Here is a 24,952-nt window from a genome sequence, read left to right as displayed (position 1 = left end):
AATTTGCATCAGCAGGAACCCGCTTAACGGGGCGCAGCGTCGCGGGGCAGTCATCTATCATACCTAGGCTCTTCCGCCGGCGGCTTAGAATTTTCGTCAAACGATGGAGTCATGACGTGAGCAGGACAAGGATTGCAGCCACGGCGATCGGCCTCGCCGGAGCGTTGGCGGCCTCGCAGGCCCAGGCCCAATCAGCAAGCAGCAGCGAGCAGGAGATCGCGCTGCTCAAACAACAGTTGAAGATGCTGGAGCAGAAGCTCGACAAGCTCCAGAGCCAGACCGCCGCAAACACGGCGGCCACGGCAAAAGCCAAGGCCGAAGCAAAGGCCGAGGCCAAAGCCGAAGCGCGCTCGGAGGCGAAGGCGGTGGTGGCCAACGCGAACGCGGCGATCCCCGTCAAGGGACCGGCGACTGCGTCCGGCGTGGTCGTGACCATGCCGAACAACCGGCCGACCATCTGCACCGCGGACCAGGCAAATTGCGTCGCCATCACCAGCCGCCTGCACTGGGATGTCGGCGGCTATGACTATCGTCCCAACACGGCGGCGACCGTGCCGCAGAAGCTCGACAGCGGCCAGAACGTCCGCCGCGCGCGCATCGGCGTCACCGGCAAATTCTTCAACGACTGGAACTTCGCGCTGGTCTACGATTTTGGCGGCTCGTCCGACGGTTTTGGCGGCACGGCTCCTGGATCACTGCCGGGCGGCGGCGTCTCCGGCGTCGAAAATGCCTATCTCAGCTACACCGGCTTGAAGCCGTTCGGCGGCAAGATGGCGATCGAAGCCGGCATCATGGATCTGCCCTACACGCTCGATGAGGCCACGAGCTCCAATGACATCATGTTCATGGAGCGCGCCTCGGCCGGCATCATCGCCACCAATATCGCTGCCGGCGACTTCCGCTCCGCGGCCGGTACGCGCTGGTACAACGACCAGCTCTGGATCGGCGGCTATGTCACGGGGCCGTCGACCGGTGCGATCCACTCGGCTTCAAGCGCGGCGCCGGCAGGTACGAGCGAGCAATACGGCGCTGTGGCGCGCATTGCCGGCAACCCGATCAGCGGCAAGGACTATTCGGTGCATATCGGTGCCGACGCCCAATGGCTGATCCAGCCGCCGCGCAATCTCATCGCCAACACGCAAACCGTCACGCTCAGCGATCGTCCGGAATTGCGTCTCGACCCGACCACGCTGATCTCGACCGGCGCGATCGCCAATGTCTCGGGCGCGCAGGTCTATAGTGTCGAAGCGGCCGCAACCTACGGTCCGCTCATCGTTCAGGGCGAATATTTCTGGTACAATGTCGACCGGACCGCCAACACCGGCGTGCCGCTGGTCGGCGCATCCAGCCTGAAATTCCAGGGCGGCTACGCGCAGGCCGGCTACGTGCTGACGGGCGAAGGCCGCAGCTACAACGCGGCGAACGCGGCCTATAGCGGCGTCAAGCCGGCGCATCCGTTCTCGCTCGAAGGCGGCGGCTGGGGTGCGTGGGAGATCGCGGGGCGCTTCTCGACGGTCGACCTCAACAATCAGTTGGGCACAGCAACCGGCATCGCCGGCGGCCGGCAGACCGTCTACACGCTGGCGCTCAACTGGTACGTCAACGGCAACGTCCGCTTCATGCTCGACTATCTGCATGGCACGGTGTCGAGGCAAGCCTCGCCGATCTCGACCGCAGACGTCGGCTCGAAGTTCGACGCGGTCGCGATGCGCACGCAATTCGCGTTCTGAGGCCATGGACGTCGTCCCGGGGCGCGCGACCGCGGGAACCCGGGACCCATAACCACAGGGAGTAGTTTGGCGAAGGCTCGGAGTTGGCAGCTCGTGCTGAAACTTCTTCCTGGGGTTATGGATCCCCGCGTTCGCGGGGATGACACCGAGAGTGCGGCGCCACCTTGGACAAACTCACGCCGCGCGCTTCGGCTTCTTCACCACGGCCGGCGCCGGCGCGCAGGACAGGCGCTGCTGATGGCTCTCGCCCCAGGCCTTCAGGATATCGATCACGGGCTTGAGGCTCTCGCCGAGGTCGGAGAGGCAATATTCGACGCGCGGTGGCACCTCGGCATAGACCTTGCGGATGACGAGCTTGTCCTCCTCCAGCGCACGCAGCTGCTTTGTCAGCATGCGCTGGGTGATGCCGGGCATCCGGCGGCGCAATTCGCCGAAGCGCTGGGTGCCGCTCTGCAGATGGTAGAGGATCACGCCCTTCCACTTGCCGTCGATCAGATCCAGCGTCGCTTCGACCGAGCAGCCCGGGCGCCGGGCAAAATTGCGCCGTTTCATGCGTGTTCCCCAATAGTATCCAAACAGGGACTATACCCCCGAATTTACAGTACTTGCCAAATTGGAGCTAGCGGGACAGTTAGCAGGCCAGGCGCGCCCATGCCAAGCTGCGCGCATCTGATGGAGACAAGCCATGAAAGCCGTCGGCTACAAGAAATCGCTTCCGATCGAGGATCAGGATGCGCTGATCGATTTCGAAACCGCAAAGCCCGAGCCCGGAGGGCGCGACATCCGCGTCGCCGTGAAGGCGATCTCGGCCAATCCGGTCGATTACAAGGTGCGCAAGCGCGCAGCGCCGCCCGAGGGCGAGACCAAGATCCTGGGTTATGACGCGGCCGGCGTGGTCGATGCCGTCGGGCCCGAGGTCACGCTGTTCAAGCCGGGCGACGAGGTGTTCTACGCAGGCTCGATCCTGCGCCAGGGGACCAATTCCGAATTCCATCTGGTCGACGAGCGCATCGTCGGCAACAAGCCGAAGAGCCTCTCGTTCGCGCAAGCCGCTGCCCTTCCCCTCACCTCCATCACCGCCTGGGAATTGCTGTTCGATCGGCTCGGCGCGGTGCCCGGCAAGAGCGTCGATCCGCGTACGCTATTGATCACGGGCGGCGCCGGCGGCGTCGGCTCGATACTGATCCAGCTCGCCCGCCGCCTCACCGGATTGACGGTGGTTGCGACCGCGACGCGGCCGGACTCGCAGAAATGGTGCCTCGATCTCGGCGCGCATGCGGTGATCGACCACGGAAAACCGATGAAGGAGCAGATCGAGAAGCTCAAGCTGCCGCCGGTCGCGCTGGTGGCGAGCCTCACCTTCACCGATCAGCACTACAAGGCGATCGCCGAGTTCATGGCGCCGCAGGGCCGGTTCGGCCTGATCGACGATCCCCCGGAATTCACCATGGGCACGTTCAAGGGCAAGGCGATCTCGGTGCACTGGGAATCGATGTTCACGCGCTCCTCGTTCCAGACATCAGACATGATCGCGCAGCATCATCTGCTGAACGACGTCGCCGACCTCATCGACAAGGGCGTGCTGCGTACCACGCTCGACCAGACTTTCGGCACGATCAACGCTGCCAACCTCAAGCGCGCGCATGCGCTGCTCGAGAGCGGCAAGTCGCGCGGCAAGATCGTGCTGGAGGGGTGGTAGGCGAAGGCCTCGTAGGGTGGGTTAGCGCAGCGTAACCCACCTCTTCTGCGTCCGCGGATAGTACCAGTGGTGGGTTACGCCGAGCAGATGCGCTTCGCGCATCTGCTCGGCTAACCCACCCTACCGCCTCACCTAGGCGATGGTATTGACGATGCCGCCCTCGGCCCGCAGCGCCGCACCGTTGGTCGCGGACGCTTGCTTCGACGCAACATAGACCACCATGTTGGCGATCTCGTCGACACTGGCGAAGCGTTGCAACAGCGAGCTCGGGCGATGCTGCTTGACGAAATTGGCGGCGGCCTCGTCCACGGACTGACCGTTCTGCTTCGCGAGATCTTTCACAAAAGTCTCGACGCCCTCCGACATGGTCGGGCCCGGCAGCACGGAATTGACGGTGACGCCGGTGCCGCGGGTAAGCTGCGCAAGACCGCGCGCGACCGAGAGCTGGGCCGTCTTGCTCATGCCGTAGTGGATCATCTCGACGGGAATGTTGAGCCCGGACTCCGATGAGATGAAGACGATGCGGCCCCAGTTGCGCTTGAGCATGCCCTTCAGATAAGCGCGCGACAACCGCACGCCGCTCATGACGTTGACTTCGAAGAAGCGGCTCCAGTCCTCGTCCGGAATCTCGAAGAAATCCTTGGGCTCGAAGATGCCGGCGTTGTTGATGAGGATGTCGACCTCTGGCAGCGCCGCAACGAGCGCCTTGCAGCCCGCCGCGGTCGAGACGTCGGCAGCGATACCGCGCACCTTCGCGCCCGTCCCTTCCAGCTTGCGCACGGCGGCATCGACCTTGTCCTGGCCGCGCCCGTTGATCACGACACTCGCGCCGGAGGCCGCGAGGCCTTTGGCGATGGCGTGGCCGATGCCGGCCGTCGAGCCGGTTACGAGGGCGGTCTTTCCGGAAAGGTCGATGTTCATGTCTCATCTCCATCAATGTCGGTGGAGATATCGGGCGCTCGACATGAGACCGCAATTGGCGCTCACTCAGGCGTGAGGAAGGCATGGACTCGTCGTCACGGCGAAAGCCGGGACGATACCGCAAGCACCGATAAGGTACGGCGCCGGCCAAAAAAAAGCGGCGCCCGAAGGCGCCGCTCTCGAATTCAATGCCGATCGGCTTACGCCGCCTCGGCTTCCTTCTCCTGCACCGGACCGGAATCCTGGCCCTTGGCATCGACGTCGCGATCGACGAACTCTATCACGGCCATCGCGGCATTGTCGCCGTAGCGGAAGCCGGCCTTGATGATGCGGGTGTAGCCGCCCTGACGGTCCTTGTAGCGAGGCGCCAGCACGTCGAACAGCTTCTTGACCTGGTCCTTGTCGCGCATCTCGGAGATGGCCTGGCGGCGCATGGCCAGCCCACCCTTCTTGCCGAGGGTGACGAGCTTCTCGACGATCGGACGCAATTCCTTCGCCTTCGGCAGCGTGGTGACGATCTGCTCGTGCTTGATCAGCGCGGCGCACATATTGGCGAACATCGCGCGGCGATGCTCGGCAGTGCGATTGAGCTTCCGATGAACCTTGCCGTGACGCATGTGACTATTCCTTACGTAAAAACTGCCGCGACGGTTCGTCGGACATGTTGCTCAGGTGGGCTGCCTGCGTTCGCCCGCTAAAGCGCGATGAACTCGCGCTTTAGCCTGTCGTAGCTCGGATCAGTAGTGATCCTCGAAGCGCTTGGCGAGCTCGTCGATGTTCTCCGGCGGCCAGCCCGGCACTTCCATGCCGAGATGCAGACCCATCTGGGCCAGCACTTCCTTGATCTCGTTCAGCGACTTGCGGCCGAAGTTCGGAGTGCGGAGCATTTCCGCCTCGCTCTTCTGCACGAGGTCGCCGATGTAGACGATGTTGTCGTTCTTCAAGCAGTTGGCCGAACGCACCGACAGCTCGAGCTCGTCCACCTTCTTGAGGAAGGCCGGGTTGAAGGCGAGGTCCGGGATGATCTCCTGGGCAACTTCCTTGCGCGGCTCTTCGAAGTTGACGAACACGTTGAGCTGATCCTGCAGGATGCGCGCGGCGTAAGCCACGGAGTCATCCGGCGAGATCGCGCCGTTGGTCTCGATCGTCATGGTCAGCTTGTCGTAGTCGAGGATCTGGCCCTCGCGGGTGTTCTCGACCTTGTAGGAGACCTTGCGGACCGGCGAGTACAGGCTGTCAACAGGGATCAGGCCGATCGGCGCGTCCTCGGGGCGGTTGCGCTCGGCGGGCACGTAGCCCTTGCCGGTGGCGACCGTGAACTCCATGCGGATCTCCGCGCCCTCGTCGAGGGTGCAGATCTGCAGATCGGGGTTCAGCACCACGACGTCGCCGACGGTCTGGATGTCGCCGGCGGTGACGACGCCCGGGCCCTGCTTCTTCACGACCATGCGCTTGGGGCCTTCGCCCTGCATCTTGATCGAGATGTCCTTGATGTTGAGCACGATGTCGGTGACGTCCTCACGAACGCCAGCGATCGAGGAGAACTCGTGCAGCACGCCGTCGATGTGCACCGACTGCACTGCCGCGCCCTGGAGCGAGGAGAGCAGGATGCGGCGCAGCGCGTTGCCGAGCGTCTGGCCGAAGCCGCGCTCGAGCGGCTCGGCGACGATGGTCGCGAAACGGTTCGAATCGCTGCCGGGCGTGACCTGGAGCTTGTTCGGTCGAATCAGTTCTTGCCAATTTTTCTGGATCGTCACTGTTTCACCCATACAGGCCAGTCAATTTGAAAGCTCAAATACTGGCGTTGGAGAAAGGCCGCGGATCATTCCCGCGGCTTCTTAGAAAAGTCATTGCGGGCGCCAATGCGCCCGCAACTCGAAATCAAACGCGCCGACGCTTGCGGGGACGGCAACCGTTGTGCGGGATCGTGGTCACGTCACGGATCGAGGTGACGGTGAAGCCCGCGGCCTGAAGCGCGCGGAGCGCCGACTCGCGGCCCGAACCGGGACCTGCGACTTCGACTTCCAGCGTGCGCATGCCGTGCTCCTGCGCCTTCTTGGACACATCCTCGGCGGCAACCTGCGCGGCGTACGGGGTCGACTTGCGCGAGCCCTTGAAGCCCATCGTGCCGGCGGAAGACCAGGCAATCGTGTTGCCCTGCGCGTCGGTGATGGTGATGGTCGTGTTGTTGAACGACGAGTTCACGTGCGCGACGCCGGAGGCGATGTTCTTGCGCTCACGACGACGAACGCGGGTGGCTTCCTTGCCCATAGAGTACCTTTCCTGAAGATCTCAAACGCCGCCGTAATGCCAGCGGCTACACCTGTGGAACGAAAGGCGCGTGGCGAACGGGTCATCCCTGTTCGCCACACGCCGCGATTGGATTCGAAACTTACTTCTTCTTGCCGGCGATGGCCTTGGCCGGACCCTTGCGCGTGCGCGCATTGGTGTGGGTGCGCTGGCCGCGTACCGGCAGGCCGCGACGATGACGCAGGCCGCGATAGCAGCCGAGGTCCATCAGACGCTTGATGTTGATGCCGACCTCACGACGCAGGTCGCCCTCGACGAGATAGTCGCGGTCGATCACTTCGCGGATCTGGAGCACTTCGGCGTCGCTCAGCTGATTGACGCGACGATCCACGGGGATCTTCACCTTCTCCAGGATCTCACCGGCGATCTTCTGACCGATGCCATGGATATACTGGAGCGCGATCAGCACGCGCTTGTTGGTCGGGATGTTCACGCCGGCAATACGGGCCACGGCCTTCTCTCCTGTTGCCGATCCCTCGTCAGGAACCGGTCTTTAAGTGCTTGGTTTCTCGGGCAGGTGTTCACAAACGCGAACACGACGCCCACCCCTGGTCTTCCTGGGGCCCGGCATCGTTTGAAACTATCCGACTTGGATGCGGGGCTTATTAGGGGATTCCAGGGGCTTTCGTCAACCGCTGCTAGCGCTTAGCTCGCTTTTTCGTGACCTTTTTTGCGGCCTTTTTGGCACCCTTTTTGACAGCCTTCTTGGCGGTCTTTTGGGCTGCCTTTTTCGCCGCTTTCTTGCCGGCTTTCTTGGCCGTCTTCTTGGGGCCCCTCACCGCCGTCTTGGCGGCCTTTTTGGCCGATTTGGCGGGTTTTTTGGTCGTTTTGGAGGGCTGTTTGGCTGTTTTCCTGGCTTTCTTGCTCGCCTTCTTGCTGGCCTTGGCCTTCTTGGCCGGGCCCGCCTTGGCTGCGCTTTTGGCGTGGGTCTTGGGCTCGACTGCCCCTAACGCCAGGAGCTGGCGATGAATGGCGCGGGTGACCTCGTCGATGGCCATCATACCGTCGATGGTCGAGAGCTTGCGCCGCTCGGAATAGTAGTGAATCAGCGGTTCCGTCTGGTTGCGGTAGCTGGCTAAGCGCTTGGTCAGGACCTCCGGCGTGTCGTCGAGTCGGACCTCCTCCCCGCGCTCACGCATCTGGGCGACGCGGGTCTCGACACGGTTCAGCAGCGCGCTCTCGTTGACGCGGAGCTCGATCACGGCGTCGAGCTTGAGGTGCTTGTGCTTGAGCAGCTCGTCCAGCGCCTCGGCCTGCGGCACGGTGCGCGGGAAACCGTCGAGGATGAAACCGTTCTTGGCGTCCGGCTGGTCGATCCGATCGGAGATGATTCCGACCACGACCTCGTCGGGTACGAGACCACCGCTGGCCATGATCTCCTTGGCCTTCAGCCCGACCGGCGTACCGGCCGCAACCGCGGCACGCAGCATCTCGCCGGTCGAGAGCTGGACGATGCCATAGCGTTGCACCAGCAACTGCGCCTGGGTCCCCTTGCCCGACCCCGGCGGTCCCAGAAGTATAATTCTCATCGGCGTACGCCCCCCGGATTGGTGAGCGATACGTCGCGCACCTGTGTTTTGATATCAAGAGCGGTGCAAACCACAACCAGCGCCCCACCGCCATTGATCATCATACTATAAGGCAGCCCGATCCCGTAAAGCTCGAAGACCTCCGGAATCAACTGCAACACAGTCAGGTAGACGGCTCCGACGACTGTCGTCAATGACACGACGCGGTCGAGATAGTCGGCGGTCGCCTCGCCCGGCGCGACACCGGGAATCGTGCCGTCGCGCGCGGCCAGGGATTTGGCCGCGTGCTCGGGATCGACGACGTAGGCCGTGTAGATGAAGGCCAGCACAAAGATCGCAACCGATCCAAGCACCAGATGGGCCAGCATGCCAAAACCAAGGTGCCGGTAGGCGGCGGCGACCCACGGCGTATCGGCACCAAAGACGTAGGCCAAACCGGCCACCGGCAGAAACAGGATCCAGGGCGCCACCGTGGCCGGCACCAGAAAACCTGCGCTGTTGATCTTGATCGGGAGAATCGCTGCTCGCGCGGGCAGCAGGCGATCTCCGAGTCTGCGCTCGGCGAACTCGACGCCGACATTGCGTCGCGCACCCTCGACGAAGACGATCAGGGCGATGACCCCGATCCAGACGATCGCGTGGACCAGCACGACACTGCCGGATACCTGGCCGTCCTGCAGAAGGCGTGCGATGCCGGCGATGTCGACCGGGACATGAACGAGAATATTGACGCTGAGCAGCAGCGCCAGGCCATTGCCGATGCCGTGGCGGGTGATCTGTTCGCTGAGCCAGACCAGGACGAACACGCCACCCACGATCGAGGCCGTGGCCGCGAGCACGGGCCATTCGTCGGGATCGGGGACCAGCGCCGGAATTGTCCGAATGGTCGAGGCGTAGCCGTAGGCCTGGAAGGTGGTGAAGACCAGAGTCACGATCAGCGTGTAGCCGGAGATCCTGCGCCGGCCGCGCTCGCCCGATCTCTCGAGCGAACTCAAGCGCCGCGATACCAGCGAAACAAGCCGGACGACGATCGCGGCCGTCAGATAGGGAAGGATACCGAGCGCGAAGATCGAAAAGCGAACCACATGTTCGCCTGAGAACGACGGGCCCGGCGCCCCCATCCCGACGAACGGGACCTGGGTGCCGAGCCTGAAGAGGAGCAGCGCGCCAATCGTGAAAGCGATCCGGCGCGCGAGCTCCCTTCTCATCTACGGCGGCCGCGCAGCTTCGACTTGCGGATCAGGCCTTCGTACTGATGCGCCAGCAGATAACCCTGCACCTGTGCCACCGTGTCCATGGTGACGCTGACCACGATCAGCAGCGAGGTGCCGCCGAAGTAGAACGGCACCGAGGCGTAGGAGATCAGGATCTCCGGGATCAAGCAGACGATCGCCAGATAGACCGCGCCGAGCACGGTGATGCGCGAGAGCACGTAGTCGATATATTCCGCGGTACGCTCGCCGGGACGGATGCCCGGAATGAAGCCGCCGTGCTTCTTCAGATTGTCCGCGGTCTCGGTCGGGTTGAACACGATCGCGGTGTAGAAGAAGGCGAAGAACACGATCAGCGCCAGATACATGATCAGGAACAGCGGACGGCCATGGCCGAGCTGGGTCGTGATCCACTGGAACCATTCCGGCCCGCTGCCCGCGTTGAAGTTCGCTACCGTGGTCGGCAGCAGCAGCAGCGAGGACGCGAAGATCGGCGGGATCACGCCGGAGGTGTTGAGCTTGAGCGGCAGATGCGAGGACTGGCCCTCGAACATCTTGTTGCCGACCTGGCGCTTCGGATACTGGATCAGGAGGCGGCGCTGCGCGCGCTCCATGAACACGATAAAGGCGATCACGGCGACCGCCATGATGATGACGACCAGGATCAGGCCGGTCGACATCGCGCCCTGACGGCCGAGCTCGAGCATGTTGGCGAGCGCGGCGGGCAGTTCGGCGACGATGCCGGCGAGAATGATCAGCGAGATGCCGTTGCCGATGCCGCGCGAGGTGATCTGCTCGCCCAGCCACATCAGGAACATGGTGCCGCCGGTCAGCGTGATCGCGGTGGACAGGCGGAAGAACAGGCCGGGGTCGCTGACGACGTTGCCGGCGCCCTCGAGGCCCACCGCGATGCCGTAGGACTGGAACGCGGCCAGGATCACCGTGAGATAGCGGGTGTACTGGTTCAGCAGCTTGCGGCCGGACTCGCCTTCCTTCTTCAGCGCCTCGAGTTGCGGCGAGACGGTGGTGAGGAGCTGGATGATGATCGAGGCCGAGATATACGGCATGATGTTCAAGGCGAAGATCGCCATGCGGTGGATGCCGCCGCCGGCGAACATGTTGAACATGCCGAGGATGCCGCCCGCCTGGGAGCGGAACACCTGCTCCCAGATATTGGGATCGATGCCGGGGAGCGGGATGTAGGTCCCGAGCCGATAAACGAGCAGCGCACCCAGGGTGAACCAGATGCGCTTCTTCAGTTCGTCAGCCTTGGCAAACGCACCGAAATTGAGATTGGCTGCCAGTTGTTCCGCTGCAGAGGCCATCTTGGACTTTCTCCCGCCGCCTATTGCGCCGTCATGCCCGCGGCCGGGCTACATTATACCGGACACCGGACATTATCTGGGGCTCGGCTTCGATAAGTCCACGTCCCGCACGCGTAAAGGCCCGCGAGCCGCGGGCCAATGACGCAGTTGTTACGCCGCCTCGCCTTCTTCCTTGGCAGGGGCGAGGATCTTCACCGAGCCGCCGGCCTTCTCGACCGCGGCGATCGCGGTCTTGGTGGCGCCGTGGACTTCGATGTTGAGCTTGGACTTGAGCTCGCCGCGGCCGAGCAGCCGCAGGCCACCCTTGGGCCGGCGCAGCACGCCGCCCTTCACCAAGGCCTCGACGTTCACGACGCTGCCGGCGTCGATCTTCTTGGCATCGACCGCTTCCTGGAGCCGGTCGAGATTGATCTCGGCGAACTCGACACGGAAGATGTTGTTGAAGCCGCGCTTGGGCAGACGGCGATGCATCGGCATCTGGCCGCCTTCGAAACCCTTGATGCGCACGCCCGAACGCGCGGTCTGACCCTTGCCGCCGCGGCCGGACTGCTTGCCCTTGCCCGAACCGATGCCACGGCCGACGCGCATGCGCTTCTTGCGCGAGCCGGCGTTGTCGGCGATATCGCTGAGCTTCATCGCCCTTCTCCTTATTTACTTCTCGTCGACGATGCGGACGAGATGGTGAACCTTCTCGATCATGCCACGGACTGCCGGGGTGTCCTGCAGTTCGCTGGTGCGACCGATCTTGTTGAGCTTGAGCCCGATCAGCGTCGAGCGCTGCGAGTGATGGCGCCGGATCGCGCTGCCGGTCTGCTCGAGCTTGATCGTCTTGCTGGCCTTGGCCATGGGAGTCTACTCCAGAGCTTCCGTTAGTCGGCAGCCGCCTCGGCATCACCACCGATACGGCGGGACTGCAGAGTGGACACCTTGATGTTGCGGCGGGCTGCGACCGAACGCGGCGAATCCTGATGCTTCAGCGCGTCGAAGGTCGCGCGAACCATGTTGTAGGGGTTCGACGAGCCGATCGACTTGGCGACCACGTCCTGGACGCCGAGCGTCTCGAACACGGCGCGCATCGGGCCGCCGGCGATGATGCCGGTACCGGCGGGAGCTGCACGCAGGTAGACACGGCCCGCGCCATGACGGCCGGCGATGTCGTGATGGAGCGTGCGGCCCTCACGCAGCGAGACGCGGGTCAGGTTGCGCTTGGCGGACTCGGTGGCCTTGCGGATCGCCTCCGGCACTTCGCGCGCCTTGCCGTGACCGAAGCCGGCGCGGCCCTTCTGGTCGCCGATCACGACCAGCGCTGCGAAACCGAAGCGCTTGCCGCCCTTGACGACCTTGGCCACGCGGTTGATGTGGACGAGCTTGTCGACGAACTCGCTGTCGCGCTCCTCGCGCTCCCTGCGTTCACGTCCGCCGCCGCCGCGTTGATCGCGTCCACCACGTTGTTCGCGTTCTGCCATTTTTCCAATCCTTCAGAGGCTTGCGCCTCAATCCTCAAATTCTGTTAGAAGCTCAGCCCGCTCTCACGCGCTGCGTCGGCAAGAGCCTTGACGCGCCCGTGGTAGAGGTAGCTGCCGCGATCGAACACGACTTCCTTGACGCCCTTCTCGGCGGCGCGCTCGGCCAGCAGCTTGCCGACCGCCTTCGCCGCATCGATGTCGGCGCCGGTCTTGCCGCCGTCGCGCATCGACTTCTCGAGCGAAGAGGCAGAGGCCAGCGTCTCGCCCTTCAGGTCGTCGATGACCTGGGCGTAGATGTGCTTGGACGAGCGGAACACCGACAGACGCGGACGACCACCACCGGAGCGGCGCAGCTTCAGCCGCACACTCCGCTTGCGCCGGGCATTGGTAACCTTGGCTTTGGACATGACCGGCTCCGTTACTTCTTCTTGCCTTCCTTGCGGAAGATGAATTCGCCAACATACTTCACGCCCTTGCCCTTGTAGGGCTCCGGCGGGCGATAACCGCGGATCTCGGCCGCAACCTGGCCGACGCGCTGGATGTCGCTGCCCGTCACCGTGATCTCGGTCGGCTTCGGCACGGTGATCGTGATCCCCTCGGGGATCGTGTAGATCACGTCGTGGCTGTAGCCGAGCGCGAGCTGCAGGTTCTTGCCCTGCATCGCGGCGCGGTAACCGACGCCGGTGATCTCGAGCTTCTTCTCGAAGCCCTTGGTGACGCCTTCGACCAGATTCGCGACCTGGGCGCGAGCGGTACCGTAGAGCGCGCGGGCGCGATTGGTCTCGAGCCGCGGCTTGACCATGATCTGGCCGCTCTCGAGCTTCACCTCGACGTCGTCATGAACGACGAACTGAAGCTGGCCCTTCGGCCCCTTCATCTTGACGGTCTGCCCATCGACGGTCGCGGTCACACCCGACGGAACCGCCACAGGCCTTTTGCCAACACGTGACATGGATCAAAAATCCTTCTCAGAACACCGTGAAGAGGACTTCACCGCCCACATTCGCGTCGCGCGCGCTGTGGTCGGCCATGATCCCCTTCGGCGTCGACAACACCGAAATGCCGAGCCCGTTGTTGACCCGCGGCAGGTTCTTCACCGAGGCGTAGACGCGACGCCCGGGCTTGGAAACACGTTCGATCTCGCGGATGACGGGCTCGCCGTCGAAATACTTCAGCTCGATCTCGATCTCGCTGCGGCCCGAGGAGTGCTCGAGCGTGGCGTAACCGCGGATGTAGCCCTCGGACTTGAGGACCTCGAGCACGTTCTCGCGCATCTTCGAGCCAGGCGTGGAGACCTTGGTCTTGGAGCGCATCTGCGCGTTGCGGATACGGGTGATCAGATCGCTGATTGGATCGTGCGTAGACATCTAAACGACCCTCCTTACCAGCTGGACTTCACGAGGCCCGGGACCATGCCCTTGGAGCCAAGTTCGCGCAGCGCGATACGGGACAGCTTGTTCTTGCGGTAGTTCGAGCGCGGGCGGCCCGACAGCTCGCAGCGCAGGCGGATGCGGGTTGCCGACGAGTTGCGCGGCATTTCCGCCAGCTTCAACGTCGCAGCGAAACGCTCCTCCATCGGCAGCTTCTTGTCGGCGATGATCGCCTTCAACCGCTCGCGCTTGGCGGCGGCGTTCTTCACCATCCGCTTGCGCCGGTTGTTCTTCTCGACTGAACTCTTCTTTGCCATGCTTGGCTCCTGGGTATCCGCGTTTGAGAGGCTTTAGGTCAGCGTCTCACTGCCGGAACGGGAAATTGAAAGCGGTCAACAAGGCCCTCGCCTCTTCGTCGGTCTTGGCCGTGGTGCAGACGGTGATGTCCATGCCGCGGGCTTCCGTGACCTTGTCGAAGTCGATCTCGGGGAAAATGATGTGCTCCTTGATGCCGAGCGAGTAGTTGCCGCGGCCGTCGAAGCTCTTCGGGTTCAGGCCGCGGAAGTCGCGGACGCGCGGCAGCGCGACCGTCACCAGGCGATCGATGAACTCGTACATGTGGGCCTTGCGCAGCGTGACCTTGCAGCCGATCGGCTGGTTCTCACGCAGCTTGAAGGTCGCGATCGCGATACGCGAATAGGTCACGATCGCCTTCTGGCCGGCGATCTGGGTCAGCTCGGCAGCGGCGGTCTCGGCCTTCTTGCGATCGTTGACGGAGTCGCCAACGCCCATGTTCAGCACGACCTTGTCCAGACGCGGAACCTGCATGACGTTCTCATAACCGAACTTCTCGGTCATGGCCGTGCGGATCTTCGCATCGTATTCCGCGCGCAGGCGCGGCGTGTAAGCGGCCTCAGCCATCGATCTCAGCTCCCGAGCTCTTGGCGATGCGGACCTTCTTGCCGTCCGCCAGAATCTTGAATCCGACGCGGGTCGGCTTTCCGTCCTTGCCGACATACGCGATGTTGGACAGTTGGATCGGCGACTCCTTCGAGATGATGCCGCCCTCCTGGGCCTGCGTCTGCTTCTGATGACGCTTGACCATGTTGATGCCGCGCACGAGCGCCGTGCCGGCGTCGGGACGCACTTCGAACACTTCGCCGGTGCGGCCCTTGTCGCGGCCGGTCAGCACGACGACCTTGTCGCCCTTGCGGATCTTGGCAGCCATCACAGCACCTCCGGCGCGAGCGAGATGATCTTCATGTGGTTCTTCGCGCGCAGCTCGCGCGGCACGGGCCCGAAGATACGGGTGCCGACCGGCTCGGACTGGTTGTTGATCAGAACGGCGGCGTTGCGGTCGAAGCGGATGACCGAACCGTCGGCGCGGCGGATGTCCTTGCGGACGCGCACCACGACGGCCTTCATCACGTCGCCCTTCTTCACCTTGCCACGCGGAATTGCTTCCTTGATCGAAACGACGATGATGTCGCCGATCGTGGCGTAGCGGCGCTTGGAGCCCCCGAGCACCTTGATACACATGACACGGCGTGCGCCAGAATTGTCGGCCACGTCGAGGTTGGTCTGCATCTGAATCATTGATGCACCTCGTCCTCTTCTCTTTGCGCCAGCCCAGCCGGCGCTCAACATTTCCCTGAAGTCAGTCGGCTAAAGCCAACAGATCAGGCGCTTTTCTTGTGTTCGCCCCGGATCACGACCCAGCGCTTCAACTTCGAAATCGGCTTCGATTCCTCGATCCACACCATGTCGCCCGGCTTGAACTCGTTGCTCTCGTCGTGCGCGTGGTAGTTCTTCGAACGGCGGATCGTCTTCTTGTAGATCGGGTGCGTGAAGCGGCGATCGACGCGCACCACGATGGTCTTGGCTTGCTTGTCGCTGACGACCACGCCCTGCAAAGTACGTTTCGGCATCTTCGTAAGCCTCTTACTTCTTCTTCGCGCGCGTCTGCGCGGCGACGGTCTTGATCCGGGCGATGTCACGGCGGGCCTCGCGCAGGCGCGAGGTGTTCTCGAGCTGCCCGGTGGCGCGCTGGAAGCGCAGGTTGAAGCGCTCCTTCTTCAGGTTCAGGACGGCGTCGTCCTGCTGGTCGGGGCTCATCGCGCGGATGTCTTCGATCTTCATCTGGGCCATGGCCATTACTCCGCAATGCGCTCGACGAAGCGCGTCTTGATCGGCAGCTTGGCGGCCGCCAGGGTCAGCGCCTCTCGCGCCGTCTGGGTGTTGACGCCGTCGATCTCGAACAGCACCCGGCCCGGCTTGACGCGCGCGACCCACAATTCCGGCGAACCCTTGCCGGAGCCCATGCGGACTTCGGCCGGCTTCTTCGACACCGGAACGTCGGGGAACACGCGGATCCAGACGCGGCCGGCGCGCTTCATGTGGCGGGTCAGCGCGCGGCGAGCGGCTTCGATCTGGCGCGCGGTGACGCGCTCAGGCTCGGTCGCCTTCAGGCCGAACTGGCCGAACGCCAACGTCGCGCCCGAAGACGCAACGCCGTGGATGCGGCCCTTATGCGCCTTCCGGAACTTCGTTTTCTTAGGTTGCATCATGGCTTTAAGCCCTCAAATTCCTGTGCGGCTTTAGGCTGCAGCCGTATCGCGGCGCTGACGGCCACCACGATCACCACTGCCACCCGTCTCGCCTTCGGCCATTCTCTTGTCCTGGGCCATCGGATCGTGCTCGAGGATCTCGCCCTTGAAGATCCAGACCTTGACGCCGCAGGTGCCGAAGGTCGTGAACGCGGTCGCAACGCCGTAGTCGATGTCGGCGCGCAGCGTGTGCAGCGGCACGCGACCTTCGCGATACCACTCCATGCGCGCGATTTCCGCACCGCCCAGACGTCCCGAGCAGTTGATGCGGATGCCTTCCGCGCCGAGACGCATCGCCGACTGAACGGCGCGCTTCATGGCACGGCGGAACGCCACGCGGCGCTCGAGCTGCTGCGCGATCGACTCGGCCACCAGCGTCGCATCGAGTTCCGGCTTGCGGATCTCGACGATGTTGATGACGACGTCGGACGAGGTGATGTCCGCGACCTTCTTGCGCAGCTTGTCGATGTCGGCGCCCTTCTTGCCGATCACCACGCCCGGACGAGCCGAGTGGATGGTGACGCGGCACTTCTTGTGCGGACGCTCGATCACGATGCGGGCGACGGCCGCCTGCTTGAGCTCCTTGTGCAGGATCTCACGGATCTTGACGTCCTCGTGCAGCAGCTTGCCGTATTCCTGCTTGCCGGCGAACCAGCGGGAATCCCAGGTGCGGTTGATGCCGAGACGCAGACCGATCGGATTGATCTTTTGACCCATCGTGTTCTCCTGCGCCCTTAAGCGGCTGCTTCGGCTTCGACCTGACGAACGATGATCGTCAGCTGCGAAAATGGTTTGTAGACACGGCCCGAACGGCCACGGCCACGAGCGGCGAAGCGCTTCATCACGAGGCCGTTGCCGACGAAGGCCTGAGCCACGACGAGATCGTCGACGTCGAGATCGTGGTTGTTCTCGGCATTGGCGATAGCCGATTCCAGGCACTTCTTCACGTCGACCGCGATCCGCTTGCGCGAAAACTGCAGATCGGCGAGCGCAGCAGCTGCCTTCCGGCCGCGAATGAGCTGGGCGACCAGGTTGAGCTTCTGCGGGCTCACCCGCAGCATCCGGGCGACCGCCTTGGCCTCGTTCTCGGCGAGGCTCCGTTCGCGCTTAGGTTTGCTCATCGTTTAATCCTCAAGCCTTCTTGGCTTTCTTGTCGCCGGAGTGGCCATGGAAGGTCCGGGTCGGCGAGAACTCGCCGAACTTGTGACCAACCATTTCCTCGTTGACGGCCACCGGCACGTGCTTCTGACCGTTGTAGACGCCGAAGGTCAGGCCGACGAACTGCGGCAGGATCGTCGAGCGACGGCTCCAGATCTTGATGACGTCGTGACGGCCGGACGCGCGGGCGGCATCTGCCTTCTTGAGCAGAGAACCCTCGACGAACGGGCCTTTCCAGACTGAACGAACCATGTCCGGCGTTCCTTACTTCTTCCGCTTGTGGCGGCTTAGGAGAATGAATTTGTTGGTCGACTTATTGGTGCGGGTCTTCTTGCCCTTGGTCGGCTTGCCCCACGGGGTGACCGGGTGGCGGCCGCCCGAGGTACGACCTTCACCACCGCCGTGCGGATGGTCGATCGGGTTCATCGAAACACCGCGGTTATGCGGCTTGCGGCCCAGCCAACGGTTGCGGCCGGCCTTGCCGATCGAGGTGTTCATGTGATCCGGGTTCGACACCGCGCCGATCGTGCCGCGGCAACGGCCGTGCACCAGGCGCTGCTCGCCCGAGTTCAGGCGGATGATCACGTAGTCCTGGTCGCGGCCGACGAGCTGGGCATAGGTGCCGGCGGAACGGGCGAGCTGGCCGCCCTTCCCGATCTTGACCTCGATGTTGTGGATGATCGTGCCGACCGGCATGTTGCCGAGCGGCATGACGTTGCCCGGCTTCACGTCGACGTAGTTGCCGGCGATGATGGTGTCACCCACGGCCAGGCGCTGCGGCGCCAGGATGTAGGCCTGCTCGCCGTCCTGATACTTGATCAGCGCGATGAAGCCGGTGCGGTTCGGATCATACTCGAGACGCTCGACGGTCGCGGGGACGTCGATCTTCTCGCGCTTGAAATCCACGGTGCGCAGCGTCTTCTTGTGGCCACCGCCACGGAAGCGCACGGTGATGCGACCGGTGTTGTTGCGGCCGCCCGAGGAGTGCTTGCCCTCGGTGAGCGCCTTGACCGGCTTGCCCTTGTAGAGGGCCGAACGATCGACCATGACCAGCTGGCGCTGGCCCGGCGTCGTAGGATTGAATGTCTTCAGTGCCATCGTCGTACGACCTTACAGACCGGTGGTGACGTCGATCCGGTGGCCCTCTTCGAGGGTCACGATCGCGCGCTTGGTGTTCGACTGCGAGCCGAGATTGCCGCGGAAGATCTTGGTCTTGCCCTTGCGGACCAGCGTGTTGACGCTCTTGACCTTGACGTCGAACAGCTTCTCGATCGCTTCCTTGATCTGCGGCTTGGTCGCCTTGGCGGCCACCTTGAACAGCACCTTGTTGTGCTCCGAGGCGATCGTGGCCTTTTCGGTCACGACCGGCGACAGGATCACGTCGTAGTGGCGAGCCTCGATGTTCTTCGTCATTTGAAGCGCGCCTCCAGCGCATCGATGGCGGCCTTGGTCAGAACGAGCTTCTGACGGCGCAGGATGTCGTAGACGTTGATGCCCTGGATCGGCAGCACGTCCATGTTCGGGATGTTGCGGGCCGCAGCGGCGAAGCCGTTGTTGAGCTCGGCGCCGTCGATGATCAGCGCGTTGGTCAGACCCAGACCCGAGAAGTGACCGAGCAGCGCCTTGGTCTTGGCGGCTTCCAGCGCGGCCTTCTCGATCACGACGAGATCGCCGTCCTTGGCCTTGGCCGAGAGCGCATGCTTCAGCGCCAGCGCGCGGACCTTCTTCGGCAGGTCGGTGGCGTGCGAACGCACCACCGGACCGAAGGCACGGCCGCCGCCGCGGAACTGCGGCACGCGGGCCGAGCCGTGACGAGCACCGCCGGTGCCCTTCTGCTTGTACATCTTCTTGCCGGTGCGCCAGATCTCGGCGCGGCCCTTGGCCTTGTGGGTGCCGGCCTGACGCTTGTTGAGCTGCCACTGCACGCAACGCGCAATGATGTCCTGACGCGGCTCGAGGCCGAAAATGGTGTCGGACAGCTGGACCGAGCCGGCTTCCTTACCTTCGAGGGTGGTGACCTTCAATTCCATCTCACGCACCCTCCTGCTGGGCCGCAGCCTCGGCTTCGCCACCGGCAACCTTAAACTTGCCGGGCTTCGGAGCTTCCTTCGGCAGCGGCTTCTTGACGGCGTCGCGCACGCGGATCCAGCCACCCTTGGAGCCGGGAACGGCGCCTTCGACGAGGATCAGGCCGCGCTCGACATCGAGCTGAACGACGCGAAGGTTGAGCGTGGTGATGCGGTCGACACCCATGTGGCCGGGCATCTTCTTGTTCTTCCAGGTCTTGCCGGGGTCCTGACGGCCACCGGTCGAACCGATCGAGCGGTGCGAGACCGAAACGCCGTGGGTGGCGCGCAGACCGCCGAAGTTCCAGCGCTTCATGCCGCCGGCGAAGCCCTTACCGACCGAGGTGCCGGTGACGTCGACGAACTGGCCGACGACGAAGTGGTCGGCCAGGATCTCGGCGCCGACCGGGATCATGGCATCCGCGGTGACGCGGAATTCCTCGACCTGCCGCTTCGGCTCGACTTTGGCGACCGCGAACTGGCCGCGCTCCGCCTTGGGCATGTAAACGGTCTTGCGGCTGCCAGAACCAAGCTGGAGCGCGACGTAACCGTTCTTCTCTTCGGTACGGTGGCCCACGACCTGGCAATTGCCGAGCTTCAGCACGGTCACGGGGATATGTTCGCCGGCCTCAGTAAAGACCCGCGTCATCCCGACCTTTTGTGCGATCACTCCGGAGCGCATCGGCTTGCTTCCTGTTCTTTCTGTCCGCTTGCGCGAACGGGATCCAAAAATCTTAGAGCTTGATCTCGACGTCGACACCGGCGGCCAGGTCGAGCTTCATCAAAGCATCGACGGTCTGCGGGGTCGGATCGACGATATCGAGCAAGCGCTTGTGAGTGCGCATCTCGAACTGCTCGCGGCTCTTCTTGTCGACGTGGGGCGAACGGTTGACGGTGAACTTCTCGATGCGGGTGGGCAGCGGAATGGGTCCGCGGACCTGCGCGCCGGTGCGCTTCGCCGTGTTCACGATCTCGCGGGTCGACGTATCGAGGATACGATGGTCGAACGCCTTGAGACGGATACGAATGTTTTGGCCGTTCATTGCCGTGGTCTCTCTTCAGTGGGGTGGCGAATAGCGAATAGCGAATGTCACCATTCGCTACTCGCCGATCCCTGTTCTCGTAATTACTCGATGATCGAGGCGACGACGCCGGCGCCGACGGTGCGGCCGCCTTCGCGGATCGCGAAGCGGAGCTTCTCTTCCATCGCGATCGGCACGATCAGGTGCACTTCCATCGCGATGTTGTCGCCCGGCATCACCATCTCGGTGCCTTCCGGCAGGTGCACGACACCGGTCACGTCGGTGGTGCGGAAGTAGAACTGCGGACGGTAGTTGGTGAAGAACGGGGTGTGGCGACCGCCCTCTTCCTTGGTGAGGATGTAAGCCTCAGCCTTGAACTTGGTGTGCGGCTTGACCGAACCCGGCTTGCACAGCACCTGGCCGCGCTCGACGTCTTCGCGCTTGGTACCGCGGAGCAGCGCACCGATGTTGTCGCCGGCCTGGCCCTGATCGAGCAGCTTGCGGAACATTTCGACGCCGGTGACGGTGGTCTTCTGGGTCGCACGGAGACCGACGATCTCGATTTCCTCGCCGACCTTGACGATGCCGCGCTCGACACGGCCGGTCACGACGGTACCGCGGCCCGAGATCGAGAACACGTCTTCAACCGGCATCAGGAACGGCTGGTCGATCGGACGCTCCGGCTGCGGGATGTACTCGTCGACGTTCTTCATCAGCTCGAGGATGGCGTCGTGGCCGAGCTTCTTGTCGGAATCTTCGAGAGCGGCGAGCGCCGAACCCTTGATGATCGGGATCTTGTCGCCCGGGAAGTCGTACTTCGAGAGCAGCTCGCGGACTTCGAGCTCGACGAGCTCAAGCAGTTCCGGATCGTCGACCATGTCGCACTTGTTGAGGAACACGACGAGTGCGGGCACGCCGACCTGGCGGGCGAGCAGGATGTGCTCGCGGGTCTGCGGCATCGGGCCGTCAGCGGCCGACACGACCAGGATCGCACCGTCCATCTGGGCGGCGCCGGTGATCATGTTCTTGACGTAGTCGGCGTGGCCGGGGCAGTCGACGTGGGCGTAGTGGCGGTTCGGCGTCTCGTACTCGACGTGCGCGGTCGAGATGGTGATGCCACGCGCCTTCTCTTCCGGCGCCTTGTCGATCTGATCGTACGCGGTGAACGTCGCACCGCCGGCTTCGGCGAGAACCTTGGTGATCGCCGCGGTCAGCGACGTCTTGCCATGGTCGACGTGACCGATGGTGCCGATGTTGCAGTGCGGCTTGTTACGTTCAAACTTTGCTTTGGCCATTTGACTCTCCGTTCAATCGTCAGTTCGTGACCGACGACAATCAGGCAAACTTCTTCTGGACTTCTGCCGACACGTTGGCCGGCGCTTCTGCGTAGTGGTCGAACTGCATGGTGAAGGTTGCGCGCCCCTGGCTCATCGAGCGCAGGTTATTCACGTAACCGAACATGTTCATGAGCGGCACCATCGCATTGATGACGTTGGCGTTGCCGCGCATGTCCTGACCCTGGATCTGACCGCGCCGCGAATTCAGGTCGCCGATGACCGAGCCGGTGTAGTCTTCCGGGGTCACCACTTCGACCTTCATGATCGGCTCGAGCAGGACGGACTTGCCCTTCTGCAAGGCTTCGCGGAATGCCGCGCGCGATGCGATTTCGAAGGCGAGCGCCGACGAGTCGACGTCGTGATACTTGCCGTCGACGAGCTGAACCTTGACGTCGACCACGGGGAAGCCCGCGACGACACCAGAGCTCATCACGCTGTTGAGGCCCTTTTCAACGCCGGGGATGTATTCCTTCGGAACCGCACCACCGACGATCTTGGATTCGAACTCGTAGCCCTTGCCGGGCTCGTTCGGCTCGACCACGATCGACACTTCCGCGAACTGACCGGTACCGCCGGTCTGCTTCTTGTGAGTGTACTTGACCTCGGCCTTCTTGGTGACGCGCTCACGGAACGCAACCTGGGGCGCGCCGATGTTGGCGTCGACCTTGTAGGTGCGGCGGAGAATGTCGACCTTGATGTCGAGGTGGAGTTCGCCCATGCCCTTGAGAATGGTCTGGCCGGACTCCTGGTCGGTCGACACGCGGAAGGACGGATCCTCCGCAGCGAGCTTGGCCAGAGCCACGCCCAGCTTTTCCTGGTCGGCCTTGGACTTCGGCTCGATCGCGATCTCGATGACCGGCTCGGGGAATTCCATCTTCTCGAGGATCACCTGCTTGTCGGGATCGCACAGCGTGTCACCGGTGCGCGCTTCCTTCAGGCCGGCCAGTGCGACGATGTCGCCGGCATAGGCTTCCTTGATGTCTTCGCGATTGTTCGCATGCATCAAGAGCATGCGCCCGATGCGCTCCTTCTTCTCACGGGTCGAGTTCACGACGCCGGTGCCGCTCTGCAGAACGCCGGAGTAGATGCGGCAGAAGGTGATGGTGCCGACGAACGGGTCGTCCATGATCTTGAACGCGAGCAGCGCGAGCGGCTCCTTGTCGTCCGCCTTGCGCACGACTTCGTTGCCGCGATCGTCGGTGCCCTTGATCGCGGGCACGTCGATCGGCGACGGCAGATAGTCGACGACGGCGTCGAGCAGCGGCTGAACGCCCTTGTTCTTGAAGGCCGAGCCGCACAGCACGGGATAGAACGCGCCGGTCAGGACCGCCTTGCGGATCAGCCGCTTCAGCGTCTCTTCGTCCGGCTCCTTGCCGTCGAGATAGGCGGCCATGGCGTCGTCGTCGAGCTCGACGGCGGCTTCCACCATCTTCTCGCGGTATTCCTTGGCCTGCTCGACCAGATCTTCCGGGATGTCGACATAGTCGAACTTCGCGCCGAGCGATTCATCGTTCCAGATGATGCCCTGCATCTTCACGAGGTCGACGAGACCCTTGAAGTTGTTCTCGGCGCCGATCGGAAGCTGGATCGCGATCGGCTTGGCGCCGAGGCGGTCGACGATGTCGGCCAGGCACTTGAAGAAGTCGGCGCCGGTCTTGTCCATCTTGTTGGCGAAGACGATGCGCGGAACCTTGTACTTGTCGCCCTGGCGCCAGACGGTCTCGGTCTGGGGCTCGACGCCCTGGTTCGAGTCGAGCACGCAGACGGCGCCGTCGAGCACGCGCAGCGAACGCTCGACTTCGATGGTGAAGTCGACGTGGCCGGGGGTGTCGATGATGTTCAGGCGCTTGCCGGCCCAGAACGCAGTGGTCGCAGCCGAGGTGATCGTGATGCCACGCTCCTGCTCCTGCTCCATCCAGTCCATCGTCGCGGCACCTTCGTGCACTTCGCCGATCTTGTGGCTCTTGCCGGTGTAATAGAGGATGCGCTCGGTGGTCGTGGTCTTACCGGCATCGATATGCGCCATGATACCGAAGTTGCGGTAATTCTCTATGGCATGAACGCGGGGCATAGGGTGTTCCTTAGATTCCGTGTGTCGCCGTTACCAGCGATAGTGCGAGAAGGCGCGGTTGGCTTCCGCCATCCGGTGCACGTCTTCACGCTTCTTGACGGCATTCCCGCGGTTGTTCGACGCGTCCAGGAGCTCGGCCGAGAGCCGCTCGGTCATGGTCTTCTCGTTGCGATCACGCGCAGCGGAGATCAGCCAGCGGATGCCCAGCGCCTGACGGCGGGTCGAACGAACTTCGACCGGAACCTGGTAGGTCGCGCCGCCGACGCGGCGGGAGCGCACTTCGATCGTCGGCATGACGTTCTCGAGTGCCTGCTCGAACACGCCGAGCGGGTTCTGCTTGGTCTTGGTTTCGATGATACCGAACGCACCGTAGACGATGCCTTCGGCGACCGACTTCTTGCCGGCGTACATCACCGAGTTCATGAACTTCGTGACGATGATGTTCCCGAACTTCGGATCGGGAAGGACTTCGCGCTTTTCCGCTGAGTGGCGACGAGACATGGAGCTGGTTCCCGCTTACTTCGGACGCTTCGCGCCGTACTTCGAACGACGCTGCTTACGGTTCTTGACGCCCTGGGTATCCAGAACGCCGCGGAGGATGTGGTAGCGCACGCCGGGCAAGTCCTTGACGCGACCGCCGCGGATCATGACCACCGAGTGCTCCTGGAGGTTATGGCCTTCACCGGGGATGTAGCCGATCACCTCGAAGCCGTTGGTCAGGCGCACCTTGGCGACCTTACGAAGCGCCGAGTTCGGCTTCTTCGGGGTCGTGGTGTAGACGCGGGTGCAAACACCACGCTTCTGCGGCGACTGCTGCAGCGCCGGCACCTTCTTGCGCGACTTCTGCACTTCACGCGGTTGAGCGATCAGCTGGTTGATCGTCGGCATCCTGGCCTTACCCTTTGTTCTGTCGCAGACCCTTTTCGGATCCGCTGTCTTGCCGCAGCCCGTCGCCGGGACTGCAAATTCTTTCGAGCTGCCCGCCCGACGAGGTCGCCTTGCGCGGAACAATCCGCACAAAGCGAAATCGCGCCAACCGCCCCATCAACGGGCGGAAAGCGCTTCGACGCCACAGAGGACCGCAGTATTGAGGCCGCTCAGCATAAAGCCGCGGCCCGCGCACTGAGGTCA

Annotated in this window: 36 protein-coding genes; 2 read left to right on the top strand and 34 right to left on the bottom strand. The window is 63.4% G+C overall.

From position 1 onward, the window contains the following. Positions 1–116 precede the first annotated feature (116 nt). Positions 117–1,730, top strand: a complete 1,614-nt coding sequence (locus XH81_RS15465) for an OprO/OprP family phosphate-selective porin (protein ID WP_028140996.1) — start codon at positions 117–119, stop codon at positions 1,728–1,730. A 174-nt stretch (positions 1,731–1,904) separates the two neighbouring features. On the opposite strand, the gene XH81_RS15460 is transcribed toward XH81_RS15465, so the two are convergent. Continuing rightward, positions 1,905–2,282 (bottom strand): winged helix-turn-helix transcriptional regulator, encoded by a 378-nt coding sequence (locus XH81_RS15460; RefSeq protein ID WP_028140997.1) that lies wholly within the window; start codon positions 2,280–2,282, stop codon positions 1,905–1,907. A 133-nt stretch (positions 2,283–2,415) separates the two neighbouring features. Here XH81_RS15460 and XH81_RS15455 point away from each other — a divergent pair, with 133 nt between their 5' ends. Continuing rightward, complete coding sequence (locus XH81_RS15455) at positions 2,416–3,429, top strand: zinc-binding alcohol dehydrogenase family protein (RefSeq protein ID WP_028140998.1); 1,014 nt, start codon at positions 2,416–2,418, stop codon at positions 3,427–3,429. A gap of 132 nt (positions 3,430–3,561) precedes the next feature. Here the strand turns inward: XH81_RS15455 and XH81_RS15450 are convergent, their stop codons facing one another. From XH81_RS15450 to rpsL, 33 genes are all read right to left on the bottom strand, one after another. Then, positions 3,562–4,350, bottom strand: coding sequence for an SDR family NAD(P)-dependent oxidoreductase (locus XH81_RS15450; RefSeq protein WP_028140999.1), 789 nt, complete (start codon positions 4,348–4,350; stop codon positions 3,562–3,564). Positions 4,351–4,550: 200 nt separating this feature from the next. Next, positions 4,551–4,967: a 50S ribosomal protein L17 gene (rplQ, locus tag XH81_RS15445; protein WP_018322277.1), complete on the bottom strand. Its 417-nt coding sequence runs from the start codon at positions 4,965–4,967 to the stop codon at positions 4,551–4,553. 120 nt (positions 4,968–5,087) lie between these two features. After that, positions 5,088–6,119 carry a DNA-directed RNA polymerase subunit alpha gene (locus XH81_RS15440; RefSeq protein ID WP_008136316.1) on the bottom strand — a complete coding sequence of 344 codons (1,032 nt, stop codon included), beginning with the start codon at positions 6,117–6,119 and terminating at the stop codon, positions 5,088–5,090. A gap of 112 nt (positions 6,120–6,231) precedes the next feature. After that, the gene (gene rpsK / locus XH81_RS15435; protein WP_007603045.1) at positions 6,232–6,621 is read right to left on the bottom strand and encodes a 30S ribosomal protein S11; all 390 of its coding nucleotides are present in this window, start codon (positions 6,619–6,621) and stop codon (positions 6,232–6,234) included. 121 nt (positions 6,622–6,742) lie between these two features. Beyond that, the gene (gene rpsM, locus XH81_RS15430) at positions 6,743–7,111 is read right to left on the bottom strand and encodes a 30S ribosomal protein S13 (RefSeq protein ID WP_008549231.1); all 369 of its coding nucleotides are present in this window, start codon (positions 7,109–7,111) and stop codon (positions 6,743–6,745) included. 187 nt (positions 7,112–7,298) lie between these two features. Then, positions 7,299–8,189, bottom strand: a complete 891-nt coding sequence (locus XH81_RS15425; RefSeq protein WP_028141000.1) for an adenylate kinase — start codon at positions 8,187–8,189, stop codon at positions 7,299–7,301. Continuing rightward, positions 8,186–9,310, bottom strand: coding sequence for a preprotein translocase subunit SecY (locus XH81_RS15420; RefSeq protein ID WP_240536483.1), 1,125 nt, complete (start codon positions 9,308–9,310; stop codon positions 8,186–8,188). The genes XH81_RS15425 and XH81_RS15420 overlap by 4 nt, the downstream gene beginning before the upstream one ends. Before the next feature lie 83 nt (positions 9,311–9,393). Beyond that, positions 9,394–10,725 (bottom strand): preprotein translocase subunit SecY, encoded by a 1,332-nt coding sequence (gene secY / locus XH81_RS15415; protein ID WP_028141002.1) that lies wholly within the window; start codon positions 10,723–10,725, stop codon positions 9,394–9,396. Positions 10,726–10,875: 150 nt separating this feature from the next. Next, on the bottom strand, positions 10,876–11,361 hold the full coding sequence (gene rplO / locus XH81_RS15410; RefSeq protein WP_028141003.1) for a 50S ribosomal protein L15: 486 nt from the start codon (positions 11,359–11,361) through the stop codon (positions 10,876–10,878). A gap of 15 nt (positions 11,362–11,376) precedes the next feature. Continuing rightward, positions 11,377–11,571, bottom strand: a complete 195-nt coding sequence (gene rpmD / locus XH81_RS15405; protein WP_018322272.1) for a 50S ribosomal protein L30 — start codon at positions 11,569–11,571, stop codon at positions 11,377–11,379. Positions 11,572–11,594: 23 nt separating this feature from the next. Further along, positions 11,595–12,191 carry a 30S ribosomal protein S5 gene (gene rpsE, locus XH81_RS15400; RefSeq protein WP_018322271.1) on the bottom strand — a complete coding sequence of 199 codons (597 nt, stop codon included), beginning with the start codon at positions 12,189–12,191 and terminating at the stop codon, positions 11,595–11,597. 44 nt (positions 12,192–12,235) lie between these two features. After that, positions 12,236–12,598, bottom strand: coding sequence for a 50S ribosomal protein L18 (rplR, locus tag XH81_RS15395; RefSeq protein WP_007603036.1), 363 nt, complete (start codon positions 12,596–12,598; stop codon positions 12,236–12,238). Between the two features lie 11 nt (positions 12,599–12,609). Continuing rightward, positions 12,610–13,143: a 50S ribosomal protein L6 gene (rplF, locus tag XH81_RS15390; RefSeq protein ID WP_028141004.1), complete on the bottom strand. Its 534-nt coding sequence runs from the start codon at positions 13,141–13,143 to the stop codon at positions 12,610–12,612. A gap of 16 nt (positions 13,144–13,159) precedes the next feature. Continuing rightward, positions 13,160–13,558 carry a 30S ribosomal protein S8 gene (rpsH, locus tag XH81_RS15385; protein WP_018322269.1) on the bottom strand — a complete coding sequence of 133 codons (399 nt, stop codon included), beginning with the start codon at positions 13,556–13,558 and terminating at the stop codon, positions 13,160–13,162. A 14-nt stretch (positions 13,559–13,572) separates the two neighbouring features. Beyond that, positions 13,573–13,878, bottom strand: a complete 306-nt coding sequence (gene rpsN / locus XH81_RS15380; RefSeq protein WP_018322268.1) for a 30S ribosomal protein S14 — start codon at positions 13,876–13,878, stop codon at positions 13,573–13,575. Positions 13,879–13,924: 46 nt separating this feature from the next. Next, positions 13,925–14,482: a 50S ribosomal protein L5 gene (rplE, locus tag XH81_RS15375; RefSeq protein WP_018322267.1), complete on the bottom strand. Its 558-nt coding sequence runs from the start codon at positions 14,480–14,482 to the stop codon at positions 13,925–13,927. After that, complete coding sequence (gene rplX / locus XH81_RS15370; RefSeq protein WP_007603031.1) at positions 14,475–14,789, bottom strand: 50S ribosomal protein L24; 315 nt, start codon at positions 14,787–14,789, stop codon at positions 14,475–14,477. The genes rplE and rplX overlap by 8 nt, the downstream gene beginning before the upstream one ends. Then, the gene (gene rplN / locus XH81_RS15365) at positions 14,789–15,157 is read right to left on the bottom strand and encodes a 50S ribosomal protein L14 (RefSeq protein ID WP_007603030.1); all 369 of its coding nucleotides are present in this window, start codon (positions 15,155–15,157) and stop codon (positions 14,789–14,791) included. Before rplN ends, rplX begins: the two co-directional genes overlap by 1 nt. Positions 15,158–15,240: 83 nt before the next feature. Further along, positions 15,241–15,489, bottom strand: coding sequence for a 30S ribosomal protein S17 (rpsQ, locus tag XH81_RS15360; protein WP_007603028.1), 249 nt, complete (start codon positions 15,487–15,489; stop codon positions 15,241–15,243). Between the two features lie 13 nt (positions 15,490–15,502). Next, complete coding sequence (gene rpmC, locus XH81_RS15355) at positions 15,503–15,709, bottom strand: 50S ribosomal protein L29 (RefSeq protein ID WP_026202715.1); 207 nt, start codon at positions 15,707–15,709, stop codon at positions 15,503–15,505. Positions 15,710–15,714: 5 nt separating this feature from the next. Beyond that, positions 15,715–16,128, bottom strand: a complete 414-nt coding sequence (gene rplP, locus XH81_RS15350; protein WP_008136349.1) for a 50S ribosomal protein L16 — start codon at positions 16,126–16,128, stop codon at positions 15,715–15,717. Positions 16,129–16,158: 30 nt separating this feature from the next. Further along, positions 16,159–16,884 carry a 30S ribosomal protein S3 gene (gene rpsC, locus XH81_RS15345; RefSeq protein WP_014494500.1) on the bottom strand — a complete coding sequence of 242 codons (726 nt, stop codon included), beginning with the start codon at positions 16,882–16,884 and terminating at the stop codon, positions 16,159–16,161. Positions 16,885–16,901: 17 nt separating this feature from the next. Further along, a complete protein-coding gene (rplV, locus tag XH81_RS15340) occupies positions 16,902–17,288 on the bottom strand; it encodes a 50S ribosomal protein L22 (RefSeq protein ID WP_008136353.1) in 387 nt (128 codons plus the stop codon). A gap of 10 nt (positions 17,289–17,298) precedes the next feature. Beyond that, positions 17,299–17,577, bottom strand: a complete 279-nt coding sequence (gene rpsS, locus XH81_RS15335) for a 30S ribosomal protein S19 (protein ID WP_008136357.1) — start codon at positions 17,575–17,577, stop codon at positions 17,299–17,301. A gap of 12 nt (positions 17,578–17,589) precedes the next feature. Then, entirely contained in the window at positions 17,590–18,423 is an 834-nt protein-coding gene (gene rplB, locus XH81_RS15330) for a 50S ribosomal protein L2 (protein ID WP_018322265.1), read from the bottom strand. A 12-nt stretch (positions 18,424–18,435) separates the two neighbouring features. Then, the gene (locus XH81_RS15325; RefSeq protein WP_018322264.1) at positions 18,436–18,738 is read right to left on the bottom strand and encodes a 50S ribosomal protein L23; all 303 of its coding nucleotides are present in this window, start codon (positions 18,736–18,738) and stop codon (positions 18,436–18,438) included. Then, positions 18,735–19,355, bottom strand: a complete 621-nt coding sequence (gene rplD, locus XH81_RS15320; protein ID WP_020508797.1) for a 50S ribosomal protein L4 — start codon at positions 19,353–19,355, stop codon at positions 18,735–18,737. The genes XH81_RS15325 and rplD overlap by 4 nt, the downstream gene beginning before the upstream one ends. Position 19,356: 1 nt before the next feature. Then, positions 19,357–20,073, bottom strand: a complete 717-nt coding sequence (gene rplC / locus XH81_RS15315) for a 50S ribosomal protein L3 (protein WP_028141005.1) — start codon at positions 20,071–20,073, stop codon at positions 19,357–19,359. 52 nt (positions 20,074–20,125) lie between these two features. Continuing rightward, a complete protein-coding gene (gene rpsJ, locus XH81_RS15310; RefSeq protein ID WP_002712302.1) occupies positions 20,126–20,434 on the bottom strand; it encodes a 30S ribosomal protein S10 in 309 nt (102 codons plus the stop codon). A gap of 83 nt (positions 20,435–20,517) precedes the next feature. Beyond that, a complete protein-coding gene (gene tuf / locus XH81_RS15305; RefSeq protein ID WP_008136415.1) occupies positions 20,518–21,708 on the bottom strand; it encodes an elongation factor Tu in 1,191 nt (396 codons plus the stop codon). 40 nt (positions 21,709–21,748) lie between these two features. Beyond that, complete coding sequence (gene fusA / locus XH81_RS15300; protein ID WP_038950207.1) at positions 21,749–23,821, bottom strand: elongation factor G; 2,073 nt, start codon at positions 23,819–23,821, stop codon at positions 21,749–21,751. A 30-nt stretch (positions 23,822–23,851) separates the two neighbouring features. After that, complete coding sequence (rpsG, locus tag XH81_RS15295; protein WP_018322260.1) at positions 23,852–24,322, bottom strand: 30S ribosomal protein S7; 471 nt, start codon at positions 24,320–24,322, stop codon at positions 23,852–23,854. 15 nt (positions 24,323–24,337) lie between these two features. Next, positions 24,338–24,709: a 30S ribosomal protein S12 gene (gene rpsL, locus XH81_RS15290; protein ID WP_007603006.1), complete on the bottom strand. Its 372-nt coding sequence runs from the start codon at positions 24,707–24,709 to the stop codon at positions 24,338–24,340. Between the last annotated feature and the right edge of the window lie 243 nt (positions 24,710–24,952).

This window comes from Bradyrhizobium sp. CCBAU 25360, from assembly GCF_028128695.1.
GTDB classification, from domain to species: Bacteria; Pseudomonadota; Alphaproteobacteria; order Rhizobiales; family Xanthobacteraceae; genus Bradyrhizobium; species Bradyrhizobium ottawaense.
Note: the sequence above shows the minus strand (reverse complement) of the source record. Positions and strands in the feature narration are given on the sequence as shown.